This is a genomic window from Helicobacter saguini, from assembly GCF_000762875.2.
In the GTDB taxonomy this organism is placed as follows: domain Bacteria; phylum Campylobacterota; class Campylobacteria; order Campylobacterales; family Helicobacteraceae; genus Helicobacter_A; species Helicobacter_A saguini.
Genome location: NZ_JRMP02000002.1, coordinates 1 through 23,563, shown reverse-complemented (window position 1 = coordinate 23,563; position 23,563 = coordinate 1). Strand labels below are relative to the sequence as shown.

Genomic DNA, 23,563 nt, shown 5'->3' with positions numbered 1-23,563 from the left:
GGCTCTATATCTCATCTCACAATTAAAAGGAACGTGCTATGAAATAGATTAAAACGCATTATAGTATCTTATTATAAAGTTTTTCAATATAATTCATTTTTTACATCATTTTATAATTTAAAAAACTTAAAACATAAAATCAACTATAAGATTCTACAACCCCATTTTGCCTGGGTTTAGAATATTATTTGGGTCAAAGGCGTGTTTGATTGCGCGAAAAAGATTCATTTCAGCTTCGCTAAAAGCAAGATTCATAAAGGGCGCTTTAGCCAAGCCTATGCCATGCTCTCCGCTAAGTGTGCCTTCTAAATCAACCGCGATTTTAAAAATCTCAGTGATTGCCTCATGCCCTTTTTCAATATCTTTCAAATCCTCAACCATCACATTTGTATGCACATTCCCATCGCCTGTGTGACCAAAACATGGAATCTTAAAGCCATATTTCTTACTCACGCCATCGATTGCACGCAGTAAATCAGGCAACTTCGCACGCGGCACGGTAATGTCCTCATTTAGCTTCTTTTTCCCATAAATGCTAATGCTCTGGCTTACATTTTTACGCGCAAACCACAAGTCCTCGCCCTCTTTGCTATCTTTTGCCACGCGAAACTCAATGCACCCATTTTCCTTAAACTTAGATTCTATCACACCCATTTGATAGCTAATCTCATCATCCAAATTGCCATCCACTTGCGTTATTAAAATCGCTCCAGCATCAGTAGGCAGCCCTTTGTGAAACTTGCTCTCAACCGCTCGTATGCTTAAATTATCCAAAAACTCCATTGCCACAGGCGTTACGCCACTTGCCATTGTTTTATACACCGCATTCATCGCATTTTCAATCGTGTCAAAAATGCCCATCGCACTTTTAGCAAGTCTTGGTTTTGACAATAATTTCAATGTGATTTCGCTAATTACCGCCAAAGTCCCTTCACTTGCTATCAAAATGCCTGCCACATTGTATCCGGCGACATCTTTAATGGTCTTTTTGCCAGCACGGATAATATCGCCATTTGGCAGCACAGCGCGGATTGCCATTACATAGTCTTTGGTGATTCCATACTTTGCAGCGCGCATCCCGCCGGCATTTTCGCTGACATTCCCCCCTAGCGTGCTTTGATTTTCACTTGCTGGGTCTGGGGGGTAAAAAAGCCCTTTGCTTTCCACAAAATTTTGCAAATCTTTGTTGATAACGCCTGGCTGCACGCGCACGATTAAGTTTTTAGAATCTAATTCAAGGATTTTATTCATGTGCTTTTCAAGGGCAAGGATGACGCCGCCACTAGCCACAATGCTACCACCTGTAAAGCCGCTACCAGCGCCACGTGGGACAATGGGGATAAGATTGTCATTGCAATATTTTAAAATCGCGCTAATATCGCTCTCATCTCGCGGAAATAGCACAATATCAGGCTCTCGTTCCTCGCGTGTGGCATCATAGCTATATGCCATCTTGTGCATAGAATCTGCCTTTGTGTTCTCTTTGCCGATTAGATTCTCAAAGTAAGTTATATGTTGTTGTAAATTTTGCATTTTTTTGCCTTTTTTAATTAGTTTATAAAATATCTCACACCTTCATATCATTAATAAAAGTAATATTATTCTTGCAATGTTTGCAGTAGATTTTGCCGCCGTTTTGGATTTTTTCATGGATATTATCGGCGATATTATAGACCTTGCCACATAAGCATGTGTAAATATGTAACACTGAATCTTTTTTTAGTGGCGTAGCCTTATTTTCACTTGACTTGGACGAATAAATAGACTCCACCGAAGACTCCGCTAGCACCACATCTTCCTTGCTAGGCGTGCTAGCCGCAGAAGTAGATTCTATAGAATCTTGCTTACGCCTTGCTGCAAGCAGCTCTAGCTGATACTCGCCTATCATCATATCATCCTGCAAAATGTGCTTAAGCAGCCACTGCTCTGTGATAATCGCCAGCTGCTGCTTAAAATCATGCTTCATATTTTTCACAAGCAACGTCATCTCGCTAATAATGCTCCTGTGCTTCATCGCGTGGCTCTCAAAGCCTGGATAATTAATGCTTTTCATATAGGCTTCCTCGTCCTTAAAATGCGTTTTCATATACTCAAAAAGCGCAATTAGCACCTTTTTTATCTCGAGCGCGTCCGTTTGCCTGCCTATCATATTATCAGCGATATTTGCTATCTCAAATAGCTTTTTGTGCTGCTCATCAATCATAAAGTTATGAACGCTATATTCATTACTCCATTTTGGTAGCATTTGCTTCCTTTAATCTTAAAATTCATAGATTCTAAAATCCTAATCTTTCACCAAAATATGCAAATATTCCATCGTGGAATCTTGCCTTTGAGTGCGATTAGAATCTGCTTTAAAACGTTGATATTTTTGCGTTATAAAGGAGTAGATTCCATATTTTTCAAAAATTGCTTTGATTTGGCTTAAATCTAGTAAGCCTTCGTTATTGTAGCTTAAAAATATGAATTTGAAATTTGCATTTTTGATTATAGAATCTAGGTTAAAAATTTTGCTTTTAAAGTCGCTAAAAGTTTCAAAATTTGATTCTACAAATTTGAATGATTTTTGAAAAGTGATTGATTTTGCTTTAAGGCGAGCTCATATTCATTGATAATGTCGCTATCTTTGATAAATTCCACACGATTTTGAATGTTTTTAAAGGCGATTTTGCTTAATTCTTTCTTAAATTTTTCATATCGATTTTGACTTGCCACGCAATAAAATCGCGTGTAAAAATCCTGCATTTCACTAAATTTTACCAACGCATCGCGAAAATTCGTGCTAGTCTCCACCTCAAAAATGCTATCAGCAAACCCACGTTTATTAATCCACACCACATCGCAAAAACTAGCCGAATTTTTCACAATATTTTCATAAGTAAAAAGCGGTAACCTTTCCAAAGTCGCAATTTTTTGCAAAGAAATATTCTTAAAAGTGCAATTTTTATCACTTGTGTAAGTTTCAAAAGCCTTGCTATTGCCAATTTCAAGGAGCATTCCTTGCAGTTGCGTGTGGTATCGTTGCGTCTTTTCTTGCTTAGTTTTAGCTGGGATTATTTTTTCTAGTGTGTTTTTAAATCTACTTAAGCCATAGATTCCAAGTCCCACTCGGTAAAATTTGCTATCTCGCTGCACCCTTTCTTGTATCGTATTATTCGGCGTTCTGCCCTTTAAATTTTCCAAATTTTTATATTTCCAAATGTCTTTATAGAGTTGCTTAAGCGTGGCTACACCGCCATTTTCTAGCATAATTTTTTCAATCGCCTCGCTATAAGTCAAATCCTGCATATTTTTCCTTTAGATTCTAAATTTGCATATTATAACACTTTTTTATTTTTAAAACGAAAAATTAAAAATCACAAATTGTGTTTATAGAATCTAGCTAACATTTTTAGCGCCCTGTATCGCCAGATATTCGCACTGCCTAGTTTCCCACGATTGCCCTCAATATTTTTCACAATTATACCTTTTAATTTGACTTTGAAATTGCGTTTTATCATATCCATCGCATAAAAACTAAGCGGTTTTACCTCGCTATCCTTATACACATCGCCGATAACAAGGGCAAAGTAACGCCCTTTATCAAGGTAAATTAGCGTATTTTGCAGGGTTTTTAGAAATTTGGGTAAAAATTCTTGCAGGGTTTTTGTGTGGCTTAAGTCGTTTGTGTATTCGGTAAATTTCACAATATCCATATAGGGCGGATGATAGATGATAAATTGCACGTTTTTAGATTCTATGGAATCTGTTTTTTTAATAGGGTGGTGTGTGGGCGTTTTTGTTTTATTAATAGTAGGGCGGTGCGTGGGCGATAGGTTTTTAGATTCTATATTTTGCAAATTTTTAGAATCTGTTTTGTTAGAATCTAAGTAATTTAGGGCATTTTGCATATTAAAATCTATCGCTTTAGTATCTGTATTATCGCAACAAGCGATATAAAATCTATTTTTGCAAGAAAAATGAAAATTAGATTTTATGTTTTGTTGCCCTTTAGATTCTATAATTTTCTCCGTCATATTAAGCGAATGCGAAATATCTATTTTAGAATCTTGTATTAAATTTTGTTTAGAATCTAAGTTAGATTCTATATTTTTAGAATCTAGCAAAATATTTTCTTTAGAATCTTGTATAAATTGTGTGCTAGATTCTATGTTTTCATTTGATTTTTTAGAATCTAGTTTAGAATCTTGCGTATTTTGCAAATTAGATTCTATGTTTTTAGAATCTTGTTTTTTAGATTCCAAATTTTTATTTGACTTTTTAGAATCTTGCTTAAAATTTTCTTTAGAATCTAACTTAGTTTCCATATTAGAATCTTCACTCATATTTTCACGCACAAAAGACAAAATTTTCTCATTTATATCAAAACCGATACATTTTCGATTCAAATTTTCACATTCATACAGGCTCGTGCCGCTGCCTAAAAACGCATCTAGCACAATCTCATTTTGACGCGTATATCGCCTAATTAATTGATTTGCAATCTGTGGAATAAAATTGCCATGATAGATATTTTTATGCTTCCCTTTTTTATCACGGCTAGGGATAATCCAAAGCGAATCGCTCTCCACATCACAACTTTTCCACGAATCCATATCAATATCATTTATTTTCATTTAGAATCCCTTGCTAGATCAAATTTGTAAGATACGCTCACAAAAAAAACTGATATTTTATCACAATTAAAATAGAGAAAAACTTATAATTCTTGATTCCAAAACATATTATCTTTTGCTAAAATTTAGAATCTTTTAACCCAAAAATATCCACAAAAGGACAAAAATGAAAGGCATAATTCTAGCTGGTGGCAGCGGCACAAGGCTTTATCCCACCACTTTGGGCGTGTGCAAACAGCTGCTACCCATTTATGATAAGCCCATGATTTACTACCCGCTATCCGTGCTAATGTTGGCTAAAATAAGAGAGATTCTAATCATTTCCACGCCCAAAGATACGCCACGTTTTAAAGAGATTTTTGGCGATGGGAGTTGGCTTGGGTTGCATATTGAATATTGTGTGCAAGAGCATCCAAATGGCTTGGCGGAGGGCTTAATCTTGGCTGAAAATTTCATAAAAAAGGACAATATTTGTCTTATTTTAGGTGATAATATTTTCTATGGACAGGGCTTAACTGATATGCTTTTAAGTGCTAAAAACCACGCAAAACAGGGCTTTGCGACCATTTTTTCATATCGTGTAAAGGATGCGCGTAGCTTTGGTGTAATCGAGCTAGATTCTAAAGGAAATGTGATTAGCTTGGAGGAAAAACCACAGAATCCAAAGAGCAATTTTGTCGCCACAGGGCTTTATTTTTATGATAACGCCGCGATTACTATCGCCAAAAATTTGCAAAAAAGCCCACGCGGTGAGCTAGAAATAACAGATGTGAATATCGCGTATTTGAACGCTGGGAAATTGCGTAGCGAAGGGCTTGGACGCGGCTTTACTTGGCTTGATACAGGCACGCATGATAGCCTACTTGATGCTGGCACTTTTGTGCAGACAATTGAGCTGCGGCAGGGCTACAAAATCGCGTGTTTAGAAGAAATCGCCTTTTATAACAAATGGATAGATTCTAAAATGCTGTTGAAACGCGCCGACTATCTTGCCAAAAGCGGCTATGGGGAATACCTCCGCAACTTGCTTTTGTATTGATTTGTTATAAACTTACACGCAAATATTAAAATAGATTCTATGCTAAAGCGGTGGTTTTTGTCTTTGTTACGTCAAGAGTTAGCGTGTCTTTTTTCACATTGATTGTGGCGACTCCGCCCTTGCGTAAGTTGCCAAATAGAATCTCGTTGCTTAAAGGAAGCTTAATTGATGTATCAATGATTTTCTTAATCTCGCGCGCTCCTAGCTCTGTATCAATGCTGCTTTGCGCGATAAATTTCGCCGCTTTGGCACTTAGTTTCAAGGTGATATTTTTCTCTTTCAAGCTCTCATTCATATCAGCGATGTATTTTTGCGCGATGCGTTCAAAATCGCTTGATTTAAGCGGTGCAAATGGTATAATCGCATCAAGCCTACTTCTAAACTCAGGGCTAAAAGTATCCTTAATAGCGCGGGTAGAACGCACATCGCTAGTATCCAAAAATCCAACGGAGTTGCCCTCCTTACTCCCCGCATTACTTGTCATTATTAGAATCACATTTTTAAAATCCGCTTTATTCCCCTGATTGTCCGTCAATACCGCTGCATCCATAATCTGCAACAGCACATTATACACATCAGGGTGCGCCTTTTCAATTTCATCAAGCAACAACACGCAGTGCGGATAAGTGCGGATTTTATTGATTAAAAGTCCGCCCTCTTCATAGCCTACATAGCCAGCTGGTGAGCCTATTAGCTTACTTATGCTATGGCTTTCGGCGTATTCGCTCATATCGATTTTTTCAAATTTTATGCCTAAGATTTTGGCTAACTCTTTGCTTAGCTCCGTCTTTCCTACGCCTGATGGTCCAGTGAAAAGGAAACTTGCAATGGGGCGATTTAGCTCGCTTAAACCCGCTTTATTTATTTTTATTTTCTCAGCGATTTTTTCTATCGCGTTATCTTGTGAAAAAATGCGTTTTTTAAGATTAGATTCTAAGTTTTTAAGCTGCGCACTTTCATCGGCGTTTATCGTGGATTTGGGGATATTTGTGATGTCTGCCATTAAAGATTCTATGTTTTGTTGTGTGATTATTTTATGCGTTTTATTCTTAGAATCTGGCGACTTAGAATCTTTAGAATCTTGCGTCTTAGATTCTATAAAATCAAGCTCTTTTTCTATAATCTCTTTTTCATTATTTATAATTTTCATATCCTTTTTTAGCGACTTAGAATCTTTAGAATCTAAGTTAGATTCTATATCAATAGTTAGCGAATTAATATCTCTAGATTCTGTAACTTTCTCCCCTAAAAAGTTAGAAAATTTAGATATATTAGAATCTATATATTCATTCAACTGCGCTTTAGCTCCCGCTTCATCAAGTAAGTCAATCGCCTTATCAGGCAAGTGCTTTTCACTCAAATATTTGCTTGACAAAGTTACACACGCCTTAATCGCGTCCTTTTGATATGTTACATTATGAAACTTTTCATAAAGCGGCGCGATTTTTTCTAAGATTTGCAAACATTCATCTTCACTTGGCTCTTCAATTTTTATCTGCGTAAAACGCCTTGCCAACGCCTTATCCTTATCAAAGCTAGTCTTATACTCGCTAATCGTGGTCGCCCCGATACATCGCAGTTTGCCATTGCCTAGCATAGGTTTTAGCAGATTGCTAAAATCCATTCCGCCGCTGTGGCTTTGCCCAGCGCCCACAATCATGTGGATTTCATCAAAAAATATAATTGTATTTCTATCCTTTTCAATCTCGCCCAAAATCTTTTTGATACGCGTCTCAAACTCACCGCGATACTTAGTCCCGGCAATCACAGAGCTTATATCCACAGAGTAAATCACGCTATTTAGCAGTTTCGCCGGGACATCACCTTGCACGATTTTAAGGGCTAGACCTTCGACAATTGCGGACTTCCCTACACCTGCCTCGCCGATTAAAATAGGGTTATTTTTCTTGCGGCGGCAAAGCACTTGTGAGATTTGATTTATCTCATGCTCTCGTCCTATAAGCGGGTCGATTTTGCCCTCTAGGGCTAACTTATTAAGATTTTTTGCGTATTTTTCAAGCTGACTTGGGTTGTCATTATGTGCTTTTGCCTTTTTTTCTTGCTCGTCAAAATCGACAACAACGCGCATAACCTCCGCAATGCCTACACCTTGAGAACTAAGCAAACGCGCGCTATATGACGCATCTTCACGCATTAATGCGACAAAAAAATCGCCAATACCGATGGAGTTTTTACTAGAATTTTGCGCATGAGTTATCATCCTATCAAAAACGCGTGAAAACGCCGGCGTTTGTGCAGGTCCTTCAAGCTCTTTTAGCTGTTTGCTTTTTGGGATATATTTTTCAAGATATTCGATTGTAGAATCTGCTAGGACATTGACATTAGCGCCAGTTGCGCCCACCATTTCACTGCCCATAGGATTACGCAAAAGTGCGTAAAACACATGCTCAATCGTCATTACATCATGCCGCATATCAGTGGCGATGCTTAGTGCTTTTTGCAATATTTCGCTTAAAGTATCGTTAATATTTCCCATGCCATTCCTTTGTGTGTAAATCTTATATTTTATCGTTTTTTGTGTTTATTTATTAAATATGTGGATATTTTTAGGATAAAATGATTTGTTAATGAAAATAAATAACAAATTTTAAAAGGACAAGTATGACAAAGATTCTAAAAGGCCAAAAATTTGGGATTAAAACATAAAGTTTTAAACAAATTTTATCACCCAAAGTCTTTAAAAAGATTTAGATTCTATATTCTTTAGGTTATATTTAAGATTTTAGCAAAAAATGTGACGTGGCTTTTGGCTCGTGATTTATGTAAGGCAAAGCACATACATTCACTACAACAATATCTTATTTATACTTTTGATATAAAAGGAATAAGTCGCGCTTGTTTGCAAGAATTAGCTAGACATAGAATTGCATCTTTAAGCGTAAAATCTACAAGATATACGCTAAAAGAATTAGCTAGAGAAGCTGAGAGCTTAGGTCAGCCGCATATTTTATCAAAATATGTTGTAATAAGTGATATAAAAGAAATAAATATGAAAAATACTGCGACTTTGGAAGCTATACAAAAGCTACTAAATCAAAAAGAGCCACAAGATAAAGTAAAATATCTACTGCCTGAATCTTATAAAACTAATTTAGTATGGACTATAAATGCTAGAAGTCTGCAAAATTTCTTAGAATTACGCACAAGTAAAGCTGCGTTAAAAGAAATACAAAATTTAGCACATAAAATATACGAAGCCCTGCCTAGCGAGCATAAATATATCTTTAAAGATTCTATAAAAAAGGTATAATAATGTTTAGTTTTTTAAAAAAAGGCAAAAGTGTGGATGAGATAATTATTAGCTTAAAAATAGAAAAACATAAGGCACTTGATGTAAATGTTTTAGGAAATGCTTTAATCTCTTTGAATAATCTAGTAAGTGAATATTTAGAATCTAATATTAATGCAGAAGTAAATTTGAATTTAAAAAATGTAGAAAAAGGTAGCGATATATTTAATTTTATAATCTCTATATCACAAAATTTATTTTCAAAAGATAGTATAGATTATATAAATTCTTTGTTTGACTTATTTAAGAGTTTATCCACAATAAAAGATAAAAAAGTCAATGAAATAGAAAAAGAAACACATTATACGCAAAAATTTCTAAAAGACTCTAAAAATGTGATAAATGTGGGAAATTATGCTAATTTAACAATCAATAGCAATGTTACAAATAACTATATAACAATCACAAAAGACACTCAAGAATCTTATAGTAGCGGAATAGATACAATAGAAAACATAAAAGGATATAAGGAAAAAAGCTCAATTAAAAAAATATATCATAAAATGTTAATTGAATTTTATCAAACTACAAACGAAACTAAAAAAGATGTAAAGTATAAAGCCTTTTGTTATGATATTTGCAAAAAAGCTATTCCTACGATTATAGATTCTAAAGAATTTAAAGAAATAGTGCTGGAAAATCCATACAACTATCAATTCTTATGTGATGTAGAAATATATGTAAATGCAAAAAATGAAATTTCTAATTATAGAATCTTTAACTTTACTGATAGAATCTTAAAAGAATAGATATTTATTATAATTCAAATTCTAAAATTTAGAATTTTTAAGCTTATTTAGGAGAATCTTATACGCTAAAAAACAAGAAAACAATCAAATGCCCTTATTTATAGAATCTTATGTCGAAAAATCTTAGAAATTTCGATATGTTGTAAGGATGTGTCGAAAAAATAAATATTTTTAAGCCTATCGCCTTTAAGGAGATATAGAATCTATTTATCGCCCTTTGGGAGTGTTATATCACTTGCGTTTGCTTGGGCTTCGTATTTCATAGCTTTTGCTTCTTTTTCTTTTGCGGTGGCTTCTAGGACTTTTGCTTGGAGTTGCTGCATTTGCATTTGTAGTTCTTGCATTTGTTGCGCCATTTGATTATTTTTTGCTTCTTCTTGCTTTTGAGCGAGTATTTTTCTAACTTTATTGCTAACACTAGAATCTGAATCATCTAGCACAAGTGGCAAGATTTCATTCATAGCATCTTGTGGGATAAATCCGCTTTTAATTAATTCTACCCACTGAGTGAAACGCTCCTCTCTTGTGCTATTATTTTTGGCTTTTGTTTCGATTACTATATCATAGTTGCCTAATTCTATTTTATTATTAGAATCTGTGTTGATTTCAAAATAGTTTTCAAATGTATCTTCTTCGACAATCCTAAATATTTGTGGTTTATCAAAGTATTTTGTGATAAATTCAATGCAAACGCTAAATACTTGCTTATCAAATAAGTCACTTGCATTTAGAAAGCGTTGAATACCCATAAGCCCTGCGTTTGTGCGTTGCTGGACTACTACACCACTAACGCGATTGCTTACCTGCCCTAGTGCTTCATCATTAAAGCCTGCTTGAAAGTAATTAGGAAAACACTTAGACAAAAAACTTTTTTAGTGAATGCAAGTGCGGATAAAGGCGAATATTTTGTAAGTATTTCAAATGGTATTAAACAAACTAGAAATATAAAAGCTAAACTTAAAAAAGGTGCAAAACTTGTATATCAATCCCAAAACTTTCAAGTCAGCTCGCATCAGTTTTTACAAGACTCGCAATCTTTATCTCATTGACAGAAAATATTCTATCAAAAATGTAGAAAATATACAAGATTATAGGATAAATTCTATTGATACAAGCAATAAAGATTTGCCGATTAATCGGCGTTAGATTCTATATTTTAAGGGTTTTGAAAAATAAATAAAAGCGGCAAATGCGGACGTATTATGAGTTGTATTTTTAAGGATATAAAAGATATTGCAAAATTATTTAAAGTGAATGAGCGAACTTTATAGAATCTAGATTTATAAATCCTGTCAAACGCTTTTTTTAAAACAATATAAAGATTCTAATATCCTTGCTAGTTTAAATCTTTATAAGCATCGCAACCATCTTGATAGCCCAAATCACAGGCTTTATCAAAATATTCTTTTGCCATAGATTTATCTTGCCTTGCACCTTCACCATTATAATAACGCACCCCTACATTATAACAGCCAATAGCACTCTGTCCATCACAAGCTTTTGTAGCTAGTTCTTTTGATTTTATAAAATCTTGTCTTATGCCTTTACCTTCAGCGTATAATGCACCCAAACCGGCACATGACTCATAATCATCACCATTACAAGCCTTTGTGTAATATTCTCTTGCCTTAATATAATCTTGCTTTACACCTTTGCCATCACGATATATAACACCTAAATTATTGCATGCAAAATAAATATTGCCATTACACGCCTTTACAAAATATTCTCTAGCTTTAACTAAATCTTTTTTAATACCATCGCCATTAGAATAAAATAGACCAACATAACCACACGCTACCATATCTTTAAGATTGCATCCTTTTAATATAAAATTAAATGCTTTTGTTAAATCTTGTTTGATACCGAAATTATCATTGCCATCATAATAAGTCATAGCTAAATAATTACAAGCCCTAGCACCCCCGCCATTACAAGCTTTTGTAGTTAGCTCTATTCCCTTTTGCGTATTTTGGGTAACATTAACCCCAAATAGATAAACCACACCAAGATTAGCGCAACTTACAAATTTATTAGCACTGCATTCTTTTTCTAACGTAGGTATATCAGGGTTAAACTCATTAGAATCTTCTGCCTTTAACGCACCCATAAAACACAAAACCACAAAAAAGATTCTAAAAATCTTAGAATCTACAAAAAATCTAGCACACATTTCGCACCCTTTGAATCTTAAAATAAATAAAACTTTAACACAAAGTTATTAAAAACTAACAAAATTTGAAACTTTAATCTATCTTTAAGGAAAAAACGTAATATTTATAATTTTGGAGTTTCATTATAGAATCTAAAATAAGATTCTATAATTTCAACTTAATGATTTTTCAAAACATTCCTAAGTTTTTGCAAAATATTTTAAAATAGCAATGTGTGTAGAATAGAAAATTAGATTCTATAATTTTTAGTCATTTTAAAGCGAAGAGAAAAATCAACAATGAAAATCTTAGAATCTAAAAAATAAAGTTTTCATTTTCTAGCCTTTCTAACTATCAAAATAAACACCAAAATAAGAAATCATAGAATCTAAACCTTAAATTTAACACAAAATTAACACAATCCGCTACTAAAGCCCTAAAATAGCCACTTATCAAGGAATACAGATTCTATAACATTACTAAATTATCATTAATGTTTAATTATAATAACATCATTGTAAGGCGAAACCAAAGCAATCCATTCCATAGAATCTATCGCAAACTCCACAGGGAAATTTTCACTCGCCCTAATTTTAACCCTACGCCCTTTAACACTCACGCATTCACAATCTAAATGTTACAAAACTAAACACAACAAATAAAAAACTTTTATTTCAAAAGCCTTGCGTGTAAAAGGCTCAAATTTTGGGCTTTAAATGGATTTTTGATAGAAAGCGGGGGGCTTTAAATCCCAGCCACACCTTTTTTTTCAGCATAAAGCAAATATATTAAATTTTCAAAATTTCTAAGACTTACAACACAAAACCTAAAATATATTTCCTACTTTATATTTATGACCCAACAAAACTCAAAGCAAATTCCAAAAAAAAAAAATCATAATTTTTAATAAATTTTTTTTAGCATTTTTTACTTTTTTATCACCACTACTATGCGTAATAGAATCTAGATTCTGTGTTTGATTAATTTTATATTTTCGTATAAATACCATAAAATTAGGGCGTATAGGGCGAAAATGATTAAGATTAGTGGATTAGTAAATGTCATTAAAAATGAGAATATGCAAAGCAAACCAAAAAGCACTAAAAGCGTGTAATATGCGTAAAGTTTTTTATTTTTAAAGTAGTCATAAAACACAACAAGATAAAAAAATGCGATTAAAATGCAAAAAATGTAGATAATATATTCTTTGTTAGCCCCTTCAATAGCCCTAAGTATCAGCATAAATTGTGCTCTGTCTTCATTATAATCAGGTAACAAAATGCTGCCATAAGTTTCTTTTGCTTCCAAAGCCTTGTAAAACATACCGCAAGATACGTATAAAAATAATAGGGTTATTGCGACGTTAAGGGCGATTAATATTTGAAATAAAATTCTAAATTTTAGAATTTTTAGTGTAATTAAACTCATATTTTTAGAGTTTATATTTTGCAAGGTTTCATTAGAATCTAGCTTATGATTTTGCGAGCTAGATTCTATAATTTCGCTTTTAGATTCTATAAAATCATTTGAATCTTTATTTATTTCCTTACCACAAGAGTAGCAAAAGTTCGCTTCTTTTATATTTGAATGCTCAAACAACACAAAGGATGAATATTCACTCGAATTTTTTTATACTTAGGAATCCCTCACAAGCTAGGAAAAAGGATGAACAAAATAAAATAACGCAAAATATATCCCTTTAAAAGAATCTAAAAAGGTAATTGTAGCTTAAATGTAAGTTTTTCCAGAATCTGGATTCTATGGATTCTTACCTAAAGATTTTAATATTAAATCTCTCTGTTTGTTTAATAAAATTTTATTTCCCCTTTGCGCTTTGGATTTTGTTGATATAGTTGTAGTTGATTTTAATATGATTTGTGCGTGGCAGGGCGTTCGCTAGAGATTCTAGCACACTTTCAAAATTTTCAAACAAATAATTTGCCATGCTACCAGGGATTGGATTTATCTCATTTAAATAAATCTTAGAATCTATCACAAAAAAATCACAGCGAATAAGTGCGCCACAAAACATTTCACCATAAATTTTTTTAAAAATTCCTTGCATTTCACCCTTTAAAGATTCGCTAATTTCCGCACTTAAAACCTCGCTCGTGCGCGAAAAATCCAAATATTTATCATCAAAATTTAGCAAATCCTTTTTCTGTGGCTCCTCCACAACGCTAAAAATAAACTTAGAATCTAGCCTCGCCCCAGCCAAATTATACTCGCGCACACCCTTTATAAACGGCTCGATAATGACCTCATCGCTATACTCAAAGGCGCTATCAAGGGCGTATTCAAGCTCTTTAGAATCATTTGCAATATTCACACCAATAGAACTCCCAAGGCAAGTAGGCTTAATAATAATGGGAAAATCAAAAGGCAAATTTGGGGTATCGCCGCGTTTCAAAATAGCGTAAGGCAGGGCATTTACGCCGATTTCTTTAGCATAAAGTTTTGTTAAATGTTTATTAAAACTAATCGTGCTTGCCTCCAGACGCGGACCGATAAATTTGATATTAAAAAAAGAAAAAAGTCCAGCCAGCACGCCATCTTCGCCATCTCCGCCATGAATGAGATTTAAAATCACATTTGAGACAACAAGCTTTTTTTTGCCAAGCATACCGCTTTCATAAAAGCCGCCCATGCCGATTTCAAGGCGTTTTGCCTTTTTAAAATCTTGCGAACTAAAATATTTTGACGTCATATTTTTAGATTCTATAAGATAGAAATTATGCTCGCCATCAAGGAAAATGCACGCGCTAATCTCGTGCTTCCCCTTTAATTTTTGCAAAATCGTAATCGCACTCACAATGCTAATCTCATGCTCAAAACTCGCCCCACCAAATAACAAACTTAACTTCATATTTTGCCTTTTTGTGTGTTTAGATTCTAAAATTTTACTATTTTTTGTATTAGAAATTGCTTAAGATTTTGGCGTAAAAACTGCAAGATTCTATAAATTTTATCTAATGTTAATGATTTCTAAACAATTTATTTGCTAAAATTTCATTTCTAAACATTTCATTTTTAGGAGATTTACCATGAAAAAGTATATTTTAGGTTTGGCTATGAGTGCGTTGTGTTTTACTGCGTTGAATGCGGCAAATCACGAGATTAAAATGCAAAACAAAACTGCGGATGGCACGATGACTTTTGACCCTATCTATTTGAAGGCAAATGTCGGTGATACCGTGACTTTCAAGGCTGTAACTAAGGGTCATGACGCTGAGAGTGTGCTTGTGCCTGATGGTGCTAAGCCTTTTAAAGGGAAAATCAATGAGGAAATCACTTATACCCTTGAAAAAGAGGGCGTGTATGTGTATCTTTGCACTCCGCACAAAGCGATGAATATGACAGGTATTATCCAAGTTGGAAACGCTGTAAATAAGGCTGCTGCGGAAGCGAAAATCAATGAGCTAGATTCTAAAGCTGCAACAAACAAAGGTAGATTGAAAAAATACGCTGCACAAATTAAGTAATTAATACAAAATCTACCGACTTCGTAAATAAACTGATTTTACAATACTCTAACTCGAAAGAGGGGTTAGAGTATATAATTCTCTTTGGCTACTGAGCATTCAAGCTAGAAATGTTTGTTTTATATTAAAGTTTTTAAACCTTACCCGCGGGTTAGGACATAGGCGATGGGGATTTCAATAAATGTTGTTTCATCAGGCTTTGGGAAGTCGCGGCAGGCGCGTTTAAGCGTTTTTACCGCAGCCTTATCCAAAATAGGATGCTTTGAAGTGCGAACGACTTGAATGTGAGAAACCTGCCCCTTATCATCAATCAAAAATTTCACCAACACCTCGCCCTCATAGCCCCTTTGCCGCGCTAGATTTGGATACTCATGACGCTTTTCAATCGCCGCTCTTATCGCCTTTAAAAACGCATTTTCCACGCCCTCGCTATATCGCATAACCTTAATATTTTGCGTAGAATTTGCATCAGGGCTAGACTGCACGGTGGTGGCTCTATCGCCCTCTTTTACATCATCTGGCGTTGGCTTTACCTCATTTTGTGCGACCTCAGGCGTTGGCGTATCATCCTTTGCTACTTCGGTCTCTTTTACCACTTCCTGCTGGGCTTGATATGGGGCTGGCTCATCTTTTGGTGGGGCTTGTATTTCCTCTTTTTTCTTAGGTTTTTTTTCTTTTTTATGCTCTTGGGGCTTTGGCTTTTGAATCTCTTCTGCAATAGGGTCATTGCTAGGGGGTGCAAATGCCGATAGATTCAGCGTTACGAAGTTGTCACCATCCTCTTTTTCCTTCCAAGATTCACTATGATGATATGCCGTATAAAAAAAAATCGCAACCGCGCCGACAAAGGCTAATGTGCCGCCATAAAAGCTCGAATTTTTATAGAATACAGGGTCGTCAATTACTTCGTTGTGTGTCGATTCTAAATTTGTCATGCTCATGTCCTTTCTTTGTCAGCTGGTCGATTACAAAAATCAGCTCCTTAAGGCTAGAATCCTTGTCCCCGCGAAAATTCACAATCTTATCATTTGGGATACCCGCGATAAAAGATTCCAACTCCTCTTGCGTTTTCTCCACATCATCAATGTAGATTTTATTATCATTGCTAACCACTATCACTATGGGCTTTTCCTCGTCTTGCTGCTCTTGGGGCGCATTATTTGCCGTGGGGACCTCGACTTTTATTTTCCCTTGCGAGATGAAAGTCGAGATTGACAGCACAAGTGCCAAAAGCACGAGCATAACATCGATAAAAGGCACGATATTTAGCCCATCTCCGCGTTTTATTTTCATTATTTATCCTTTTTAGTTCTCATTATGAAAGGTTATTTGCTAACTTATAATGATTCACTTTCTTATCACTCACACGCAACATCGCATTGTAAATCATAAGCGTAGGAATCGCCACAAGTAAGCCCATCGCAGTAGCCTTCAATGCCATCGACAAACCAAGCGTAATGCTTTTCACATCGATATTCCCACTGCTACCCATATCATAAAACACGACCATAATACCCACAACGGTGCCAAGCAGCCCGACATACGGCGCATTTGAGTAAATCACATAAAGCGTGGTCATGTGCTTTGTCACATCCTCTTCTAGCTCTTTGACATCCTTGTATTTATCAAGGGCGAGATTGCTAAAAAAAATCATTCGCTCAATGGTGAAAAATATCACAAGCAGCGACATAAAGCCCAGCACACTAAAGACAATCGGATCCAAATAAGTTTTCAAAAATTCCATAAGTGAGTTCAAAATATGCTCCTTAAACTTTGCTTTTATCTTACAAAATAACTTTATTTTACAAAATAATTTTTATCTCACAAAATAATTCGACATTATAGCATAATTTTTAATATTCATTTTTACTTTTATGTGTTAAATTATTGTAATATTTGTTTTAGTATTATAATTCAAGCAAAACAAGAATAAATTTAAGCTAAAAAATCAAACTTTATATAAAAATTTAATAGAAATTATAATATAGAATCTAATATTCTATATTATTAAAAGTTGTATGTTGAGTTAAAACATAAGATATTCTAAACCTTAGCGATTTTTGCGATTATGTCATTAAAGCTCTTGCTGGGGCGCATGATGGCTTCGGTTTTGGCGTCATCAAATTTGTAATAGCCGCCTAAATCGACTTTGTGACCTTGCGCGTTATTAAACTCGCTTCGTATAGAATCTTGATTTTTTTCCAAATCATCTGCGATAGGTTTGAAAAATGCCGCAATTTCGCTATCCGCGCCTTGTGCCGCCAACGCCCTAGCAAAATACATCGCCAAGTAAAAATGGCTTGTTCTATTATCATCCTCGCCTACTTTTCTTGATGGCGCTTTATTATTATCAAGCCACTGCCCGATAGCGACATCCAAGGCATCCGCTAAAACCTGCGCCTTTTTAGAATCAACTTTCAGCGCGTAAAACTCAAGACTAGCCTGCAGTGCCAAAAACTCGCCTAAACTATCCCATCGCAAGTGATTTTCATTCACAAGCTGCTCGACTTGCTTTGGCGCACTCCCACCAGCGCCTGTCTCAAACATCGCGCCACCATTTAGCATAGGCACGACAGAGAGCATTTTCGCACTAGTGCCAAGCTCTAAAATAGGGAATAAATCGGTCAAATAATCACGCAAAACATTGCCTGTGATTGAAATCACATTCTTACCAGCGCGGATTTGCTTTAAAGATTCTAAACACGCCTCTTTTGGACTCATAATCTTAAGACGCCCACGCAGTGCGGAATCTAGCCCTTTGCTATCAAGCCTTTTTTCCACATTATCAATCATAATTTTATTGCTAGGACGATTAGAATCTAGCCAAAAAATCGCCTCATCACCGGTAATTTTCGCGCGCTCAACACCCAAATCAATCCAGTTATCCACAGCCTCTTTTTTCGCCTCATTTGCGCGGTAAATATCGCCCTTTTTGACTTGATGTGCCAACAACACAGCTCCGTTAGAATCAATGATTCTAAACTCGCCATCACTTTGTGCGATAAAAGTCTTATCATGTGAGCCATACTCTTGCGCCTTACGCGCCATAAGCCCTACATTGCTTACACTGCCTAGTTTTGCAGGGTGCAGTGTGCCATTTTTACGCAAATCTTCTAACACAGCCTCATAAATTGTCGCATAAGTTTTGTCCGGTATCACGGCATTCGTGTCCTTTTCTTTGCCATTTTTATCCCACAGGCGCGCACCATTTTTTAGCATCGCAGGCATACTCGCATCGACAATCACATCACTTGGAACGTGTAAATTTGTAACACCTTTATTAGAATCTACCATCGATAGCGGCGCGCTCTTTTCAATAATTTCGTGGTATTTTTTGACAATCTTATCTTTCAAAGGCGAATTTTCAATCTTAGTAAGCAACTCGCTCACACCATTATTCGCATTAACTTTTAGCTTTTCTAGCTCGTCTTTAAACTCATCAAAAAGCGGCTTAAAATACGCTTTTACCGCATGTCCAAATATCACAGGGTCGCTTACTTTCATCATCGTAGCCTTTAAATGCAAGGAGAACAAAATATCATTCTTGCGACACGCCTCAATCTGCTCCTCATAGAATCTAAAAAGCTTCCCACAATCCATAAAAGTCGCATCCAAAATCTCGCCAGATTCTAACTTCAAATTATTTTTTAGCACGATTTCATCTTTAGAATCACTTGGCACAAACACGATTTTAGCAGTGGTATTTTCCTTAATAAGCACCGCTTTTTCATTATCAAAAAAGTCGCCACTACCCATAAAACTAACGCGCGTTTTAGAATCCGGGCTAAATTCACTCACTTTATAGGGATTTTTTTGCGCGTAACTTTTCACAGCCTTAGTGCTTCGCCTATCGCTATTACCAGCACGCAAGACCGGATTTACCGCACTTCCTAGCACTTTTTGATACTTTTCTTTTATTGCTTTTTGCTCTTCACTTGCGGCTTCATCAGGGAAGTTTGGCACCGCATAGCCCTTATCTTGCAGCTCTTTTATGGCGGCTTTGAGCTGCGGGATTGACGCGGAAATATTTGGCGTTTTGATTAAGTTTGCATCCGCTTGTAATACCAACGCGCCTAGCTCGCTTAGTGCGTCAGGGACTTTTTGCTCTGGTTTTAATCTATCTCCAAATTGCGCTAAGATTCTGCTAGATAGCGAAATGTCGCTTGTTTCTACGTTTATCTTTGCGTGGTTTAAAAACGCTTTGGCAATGGGCAAAAACGAGTAAGTGGCAAGTGCTGGGCTTTCATCGGTTAATGTGTAGGTGATTTTCATGTGTGTCCTTTGTTATGATATTGCTAACTTTTAAGCCTTAAAACTTGTATAGAATCTAACTTTATATAGAATCTTTTGTGTTTTAGATTCTAAAAATCTTTTAGATTCTACTTTCATAGAATCTATAGACTTTTTAAATCCTACCTTGCAGATTCTAAAAAAACTAAAATTCTACTCGCATAAAATTTAAGACTTAAAATTAAATAGTATATCAAAAATTTTGCATTATTGCGTGAAAATACCCTTTTTAGCCTTAAAAATACTAAGGAGGATAACGAAAATAAACATCTACAAACAAAATAGATTCTAAATTTATTGTCTAATAAGTGATAAAAGTATTGGTAATAAAACTAAATGCACACTTTGCTTTGCCTTTAAGCTTTTAATAGCCTTATCAAATCGTTCTAAATCTCGTCTATTTAAGTTGATATTCTTACTTGCAATGGCATGGAGTAAAGATGTTAGAATCTTATGCCCATTCTCACTATTTAAATTTTGCACTTCTATATCTCTAATATAATTATACACAACAGGAATACTTAGTTTAGTAATATCAAGCGGAAAAGCTTCAATAGATTCTAAATTTCGCCTGTCAAAATGTGCAAGTCGTGAAAAAATCGTAGGAATTAGCTTATTTCTACCATTAATATAAAGAATAAAACTAACATTCTTAGGTGGCTCTTCTAGGACTTTTAAAAGTGCGTTTTGCGATATAATATTGTAACTATAGGCAAAAATAGCTATAATTTTTTTTGTGCTGGTTGTTATATAGGCTTCATTAATAATATCATGTGCATCATTAATTTTCAATTCATTTGTAAATTCATTTTTGTTAAAATCCACACCAAAGATTCTAAGAGTATTTATATCTTTTGTGTTTTGCAGTAAGTTTAATTCACCATTAAAATCATTAGTAATAATAATATGTGATTTTTGATAATTATCTGTAAAATTAGAATCTAGCATTTTTACTCTTTGTATATATTCTAAAACCCATCGAAGTTTAAGCCGCCTTTTTTGTAGTTTGTGACTTTGCCTTCAAAAAAGTTCGTGCGCTGGTCGTTAAATTTCGCATAATCATCAACCCAAGTTATAGGATTTTTCTTATTATAAAGCTTTTTTAAATTTACAGCATTTAGCCTTTTATCCGCCAAATACTCGATATAGTCACGGATAATCTCGCTTGTAAGCCCTAAAATGCGCCCTTGCGTAATATAATCTCCCCAGCTAGATTCTAAATCTACAGCTTGTCTAAACATCTCTATTACTTCCTCTTCTAACGCGGGGGTAAAAAGGTCAGCGCGCTCCTTTTGCAAGGACTTTATCATATTTTGAAAAATGCTTAAATGCGTTACTTCATCTCGTTGTATAAAGCGTATCATTTGCGCGCTATTAAGCATTTTCCCACTTTTTGCAAGGGTGTAAAAATAGCTAAAACCGCTATAAAAATAAATCCCCTCCAAAATTTGATTAGCATACATCGCCTTTATGATATTTGTCTCTGTTGGATTGGCGGCTAAATCGCTATAAACCTTGGCAATATAGTCATTTTTCCCACGCAGCCGCTTGTCCTTTCGCCACATATTATAAATCTCATCAGTGTTTGCCGAGATAGAATCTACCATCACAGCGTAGCTTTGCGCGTGTAAGGACTCTTCAAAAGCCTGTCGCACAAGTAGCAAATTTATCTCAGGGCAGGTAATAAATGGATTTATGTTATCAGTCAAGTTATTTGTCTGCAAGCTATCCATAAAAATAAGTTGAGCTAGCGCCCTATCATAGCCATCTTTTTCTTGCGTGCTTAGCTCTAAATAGTCGCGCTTGTCTTGATTCATATTCACTTCTTCTGGAAACCAAGTGTTTGATAACATAACTTTCCATAGCTTATAAGCCCAGTCATACTTAATTTTATTTAGCTCAAACATAGCAGTAGGATTCCCCCCAAAAATCTTTCGCTCATTTACGCTTTCATTTGAGTTTGGATTATAGATTTCTTTTTTAGGGACAATGGGTTCTTTTGGGCTTAAAGCAGGCTGTGTGCGCTCTTTATAGACATTATGTATATGTTGAAAATTATCCATTTTTAATCCTTTTTAATCCCTAATTATATCCATGATAAATTTAGAAAAGTAGAAACGAAATTATAGAATTTTATTCATTAAATTATCATTAATTCTAGCTTTAATTTTTTTTAAAGAGACTTTAAAGAAAGCTTAAAAATTTCATATTTTAAAACTTTGGGAATTGAGATTGAATTTATATTTTTAAAAGTTAGACTTGTATGTTTATTTATTGTAATAAAAAAAATATAGATTCTATTTTTTACTTAGAATCCCCACAAACAGGGCAGTTTTCCTTGCGTTCAATAGTTTCATTCACGCCTTTCATCTCGCGTGTGTGAAATGTTAGGAAATTATTAAAAAGCGGCGTTTTAATATCACATAGAATCTTTATTGCTTCAGTTGCCATCATAGAGCCCGAAATGCCCGCCACAGAGCCTATCATCGCACTTTTAGCACAAGTTGGACCGCTAGATTGAGCATTCTCACACGACTTAGATTCAGTATTTTTACTACCCTTAGAATCACCCAAAATAGAATCTAAAAAGCCCTTACTAACGCCAAAAATACACGAATAACACGCGCTAATACGCGGCTTCACACTTAAAATCTGCAAACTCAAATCCACAACGCCCCCACTAATTAAAGTCGCGTTAGCCGCGATACACACGGCATTTACCAGCATTTTTGGCACAAAACTATCACTGCAATCAAGCACAATATCATAACTTTTGACAATTTTCACAAGCGTAGCGAAATTTTGCGGCGTTACAGAATCTTTGTAGGTTTTCACGCTTAAGTGCGGATTTTGCGACTTTAGACGGCTTTTAAGCACACTAAGTTTGCTCTTACCCACATCCTTAAAAGTGTATAGAATCTGCGTGCTAATATCGGCATTTTCCACCACCGCATCGCCCAAGATTCCAATATTTCCCACACCTGTGCTTGCCAAATATTGCAACGCACTACACGCAATAGCACCAGCGCCCACCACCAAAATCTTAGAATCTAAAATCCGCTCAACACCGCTCACACCGACATCTTTAAGCAAAATCTGGCGTTGATAAATCTCCATCAATTCGTCATTCCATTCCATATTTTTCCTTTTTGAAATATAAAAAATATTATATTATTTTATTTTGTTAGTATTTGCATTTGTTTGTTTAATGTTATACCATTTTCATCTATTTTTAATTCAGTATCTTTTACTTTTAGGATAATGCTATCTTTACACATTGATATGCTTGTATCTTGTGTTATGAAAAGATTTATATTTTCTCCTACATATAGATTAATATTATCTTTAATACTGGCAAGAAAGTCTCTTGTGTTTAGCGTAAGATTATCACTTGATTTAATACCCAGAGAATCTTTTGTGGTTATAAGTAAATTATGCAATGAAACAAACGTTAGCTCATCATTAGCACTTAAATGTAAATTTTTATTAGAATGAATATTTGAGTGTTGTTCTACCACTTCACTTTTATTTCCTTTAATAGATTCTATACTATCTCCTTTTATGACTTTGTGGTGATTTCCATGCGTGATAGCTTCCCTATCTCCTTGTATAGATTCTATGTGATTCCCACCTATACTTATTTTATTATCTCCTAATATATTTAGTGTGTTTGATAAGCCTACTAATGTATCTTTGCTTAAATCTACTTTTGTAAAGTATTCTCCTTTTACATTTACGCTTTTTGATTGAAGTATGTTTTGTGTGTGAGATTTACTTATAGATTCAGTGTAGCTTCCTTTTACTACAGAATCTTTATCTTGTTTTATTACTTGATTAAAGTTAGATTCTATGATTTCTTTATAGTCTTTTTGGGCGTGTAAGTATATTTGTTCGTTATTCTTTGTGTTGGTTAATGTTAGTTCG

At 34.9% G+C, this 23,563-nt stretch carries 24 protein-coding genes; 6 read left to right on the top strand and 18 right to left on the bottom strand.

What is annotated here, in order from left to right; translation table 11 throughout:
• Positions 1-153: 153 nt before the first annotated feature.
• Both LS64_RS01250 and LS64_RS01245 read right to left on the bottom strand, forming a co-directional pair.
• Positions 154-1,533, bottom strand: coding sequence for an FAD-linked oxidase C-terminal domain-containing protein (locus tag LS64_RS01250; protein ID WP_034573335.1), 1,380 nt, complete (start codon positions 1,531-1,533; stop codon positions 154-156).
• A 34-nt stretch (positions 1,534-1,567) separates the two neighbouring features.
• Positions 1,568-2,245, bottom strand: a complete 678-nt coding sequence (locus LS64_RS01245; RefSeq protein WP_034573342.1) for a bacteriohemerythrin — start codon at positions 2,243-2,245, stop codon at positions 1,568-1,570.
• Between LS64_RS01245 and LS64_RS12255 the strand changes: the two genes are divergently transcribed.
• A complete protein-coding gene (locus LS64_RS12255; RefSeq protein WP_160659327.1) occupies positions 2,246-2,428 on the top strand; it encodes a hypothetical protein in 183 nt (60 codons plus the stop codon).
• 119 nt (positions 2,429-2,547) lie between these two features.
• On the opposite strand, the gene LS64_RS01235 is transcribed toward LS64_RS12255, so the two are convergent.
• Together LS64_RS01235 and LS64_RS12990 are read right to left on the bottom strand one after the other, a co-directional pair.
• On the bottom strand, positions 2,548-3,288 hold the full coding sequence (locus tag LS64_RS01235; protein WP_034573344.1) for a hypothetical protein: 741 nt from the start codon (positions 3,286-3,288) through the stop codon (positions 2,548-2,550).
• Between the two features lie 68 nt (positions 3,289-3,356).
• A complete protein-coding gene (locus tag LS64_RS12990) occupies positions 3,357-4,616 on the bottom strand; it encodes a DNA methyltransferase (RefSeq protein ID WP_052062656.1) in 1,260 nt (419 codons plus the stop codon).
• A gap of 166 nt (positions 4,617-4,782) precedes the next feature.
• Between LS64_RS12990 and rfbA the strand changes: the two genes are divergently transcribed.
• Positions 4,783-5,655 (top strand): glucose-1-phosphate thymidylyltransferase RfbA, encoded by an 873-nt coding sequence (gene rfbA / locus LS64_RS01225; protein ID WP_034573345.1) that lies wholly within the window; start codon positions 4,783-4,785, stop codon positions 5,653-5,655.
• A 37-nt stretch (positions 5,656-5,692) separates the two neighbouring features.
• Here the strand turns inward: rfbA and LS64_RS12985 are convergent, their stop codons facing one another.
• Positions 5,693-8,152, bottom strand: coding sequence for an AAA family ATPase (locus tag LS64_RS12985; RefSeq protein WP_034573348.1), 2,460 nt, complete (start codon positions 8,150-8,152; stop codon positions 5,693-5,695).
• A gap of 258 nt (positions 8,153-8,410) precedes the next feature.
• On the opposite strand from LS64_RS12985, the gene thyX reads away from it, so the two are divergent.
• Both thyX and LS64_RS01205 read left to right on the top strand, forming a co-directional pair.
• Positions 8,411-8,926, top strand: a complete 516-nt coding sequence (gene thyX / locus LS64_RS01210; RefSeq protein WP_160659326.1) for an FAD-dependent thymidylate synthase — start codon at positions 8,411-8,413, stop codon at positions 8,924-8,926.
• A 2-nt stretch (positions 8,927-8,928) separates the two neighbouring features.
• On the top strand, positions 8,929-9,714 hold the full coding sequence (locus LS64_RS01205; RefSeq protein WP_034573353.1) for a hypothetical protein: 786 nt from the start codon (positions 8,929-8,931) through the stop codon (positions 9,712-9,714).
• Between the two features lie 203 nt (positions 9,715-9,917).
• Here LS64_RS01205 and LS64_RS01200 read toward each other — a convergent pair whose 3' ends face one another.
• Positions 9,918-10,577, bottom strand: a complete 660-nt coding sequence (locus tag LS64_RS01200; RefSeq protein WP_237416247.1) for a portal protein — start codon at positions 10,575-10,577, stop codon at positions 9,918-9,920.
• 112 nt (positions 10,578-10,689) lie between these two features.
• On the opposite strand from LS64_RS01200, the gene LS64_RS12250 reads away from it, so the two are divergent.
• A complete protein-coding gene (locus LS64_RS12250; RefSeq protein WP_160659325.1) occupies positions 10,690-10,860 on the top strand; it encodes a hypothetical protein in 171 nt (56 codons plus the stop codon).
• A gap of 190 nt (positions 10,861-11,050) precedes the next feature.
• Here LS64_RS12250 and LS64_RS01195 read toward each other — a convergent pair whose 3' ends face one another.
• The 4 genes from LS64_RS01195 to LS64_RS01185 form a co-directional block, all read right to left on the bottom strand.
• The gene (locus tag LS64_RS01195) at positions 11,051-11,887 is read right to left on the bottom strand and encodes a tetratricopeptide repeat protein (protein WP_138127226.1); all 837 of its coding nucleotides are present in this window, start codon (positions 11,885-11,887) and stop codon (positions 11,051-11,053) included.
• A 470-nt stretch (positions 11,888-12,357) separates the two neighbouring features.
• On the bottom strand, positions 12,358-12,486 hold the full coding sequence (locus LS64_RS13510; RefSeq protein ID WP_272916610.1) for a hypothetical protein: 129 nt from the start codon (positions 12,484-12,486) through the stop codon (positions 12,358-12,360).
• A 344-nt stretch (positions 12,487-12,830) separates the two neighbouring features.
• Positions 12,831-13,469, bottom strand: coding sequence for a hypothetical protein (locus LS64_RS01190; protein ID WP_118949240.1), 639 nt, complete (start codon positions 13,467-13,469; stop codon positions 12,831-12,833).
• Positions 13,470-13,683: 214 nt separating this feature from the next.
• Positions 13,684-14,733, bottom strand: a complete 1,050-nt coding sequence (locus LS64_RS01185) for a D-alanine--D-alanine ligase (protein WP_034573365.1) — start codon at positions 14,731-14,733, stop codon at positions 13,684-13,686.
• 178 nt (positions 14,734-14,911) lie between these two features.
• Here LS64_RS01185 and LS64_RS01180 point away from each other — a divergent pair, with 178 nt between their 5' ends.
• A complete protein-coding gene (locus LS64_RS01180; protein ID WP_034573368.1) occupies positions 14,912-15,349 on the top strand; it encodes a pseudoazurin in 438 nt (145 codons plus the stop codon).
• A 140-nt stretch (positions 15,350-15,489) separates the two neighbouring features.
• On the opposite strand, the gene LS64_RS01175 is transcribed toward LS64_RS01180, so the two are convergent.
• From LS64_RS01175 to LS64_RS12245, 8 genes are all read right to left on the bottom strand, one after another.
• On the bottom strand, positions 15,490-16,284 hold the full coding sequence (locus LS64_RS01175; RefSeq protein ID WP_034573371.1) for an energy transducer TonB: 795 nt from the start codon (positions 16,282-16,284) through the stop codon (positions 15,490-15,492).
• Positions 16,247-16,642 (bottom strand): TonB system transport protein ExbD, encoded by a 396-nt coding sequence (gene exbD, locus LS64_RS01170; RefSeq protein WP_034573373.1) that lies wholly within the window; start codon positions 16,640-16,642, stop codon positions 16,247-16,249. Before exbD ends, LS64_RS01175 begins: the two co-directional genes overlap by 38 nt.
• 22 nt (positions 16,643-16,664) lie before the next feature.
• Entirely contained in the window at positions 16,665-17,093 is a 429-nt protein-coding gene (exbB, locus tag LS64_RS01165) for a TonB-system energizer ExbB (protein WP_034574966.1), read from the bottom strand.
• Positions 17,094-17,392: 299 nt separating this feature from the next.
• Positions 17,393-19,621 carry an NADP-dependent isocitrate dehydrogenase gene (locus LS64_RS01160; RefSeq protein WP_034573377.1) on the bottom strand — a complete coding sequence of 743 codons (2,229 nt, stop codon included), beginning with the start codon at positions 19,619-19,621 and terminating at the stop codon, positions 17,393-17,395.
• A gap of 312 nt (positions 19,622-19,933) precedes the next feature.
• A complete protein-coding gene (locus LS64_RS01155; protein ID WP_052062659.1) occupies positions 19,934-20,587 on the bottom strand; it encodes a DNA polymerase III subunit delta' in 654 nt (217 codons plus the stop codon).
• Positions 20,588-20,607: 20 nt separating this feature from the next.
• Complete coding sequence (locus LS64_RS01150) at positions 20,608-21,702, bottom strand: ribonucleotide-diphosphate reductase subunit beta (protein WP_081948381.1); 1,095 nt, start codon at positions 21,700-21,702, stop codon at positions 20,608-20,610.
• A gap of 241 nt (positions 21,703-21,943) precedes the next feature.
• Entirely contained in the window at positions 21,944-22,777 is an 834-nt protein-coding gene (locus LS64_RS01145; protein WP_034573380.1) for a HesA/MoeB/ThiF family protein, read from the bottom strand.
• 38 nt (positions 22,778-22,815) lie between these two features.
• On the bottom strand, positions 22,816-23,563 hold a 748-nt coding region (locus LS64_RS12245), incomplete at its 5' end, for a bacteriophage T4 gp5 trimerisation domain-containing protein (protein ID WP_161976967.1).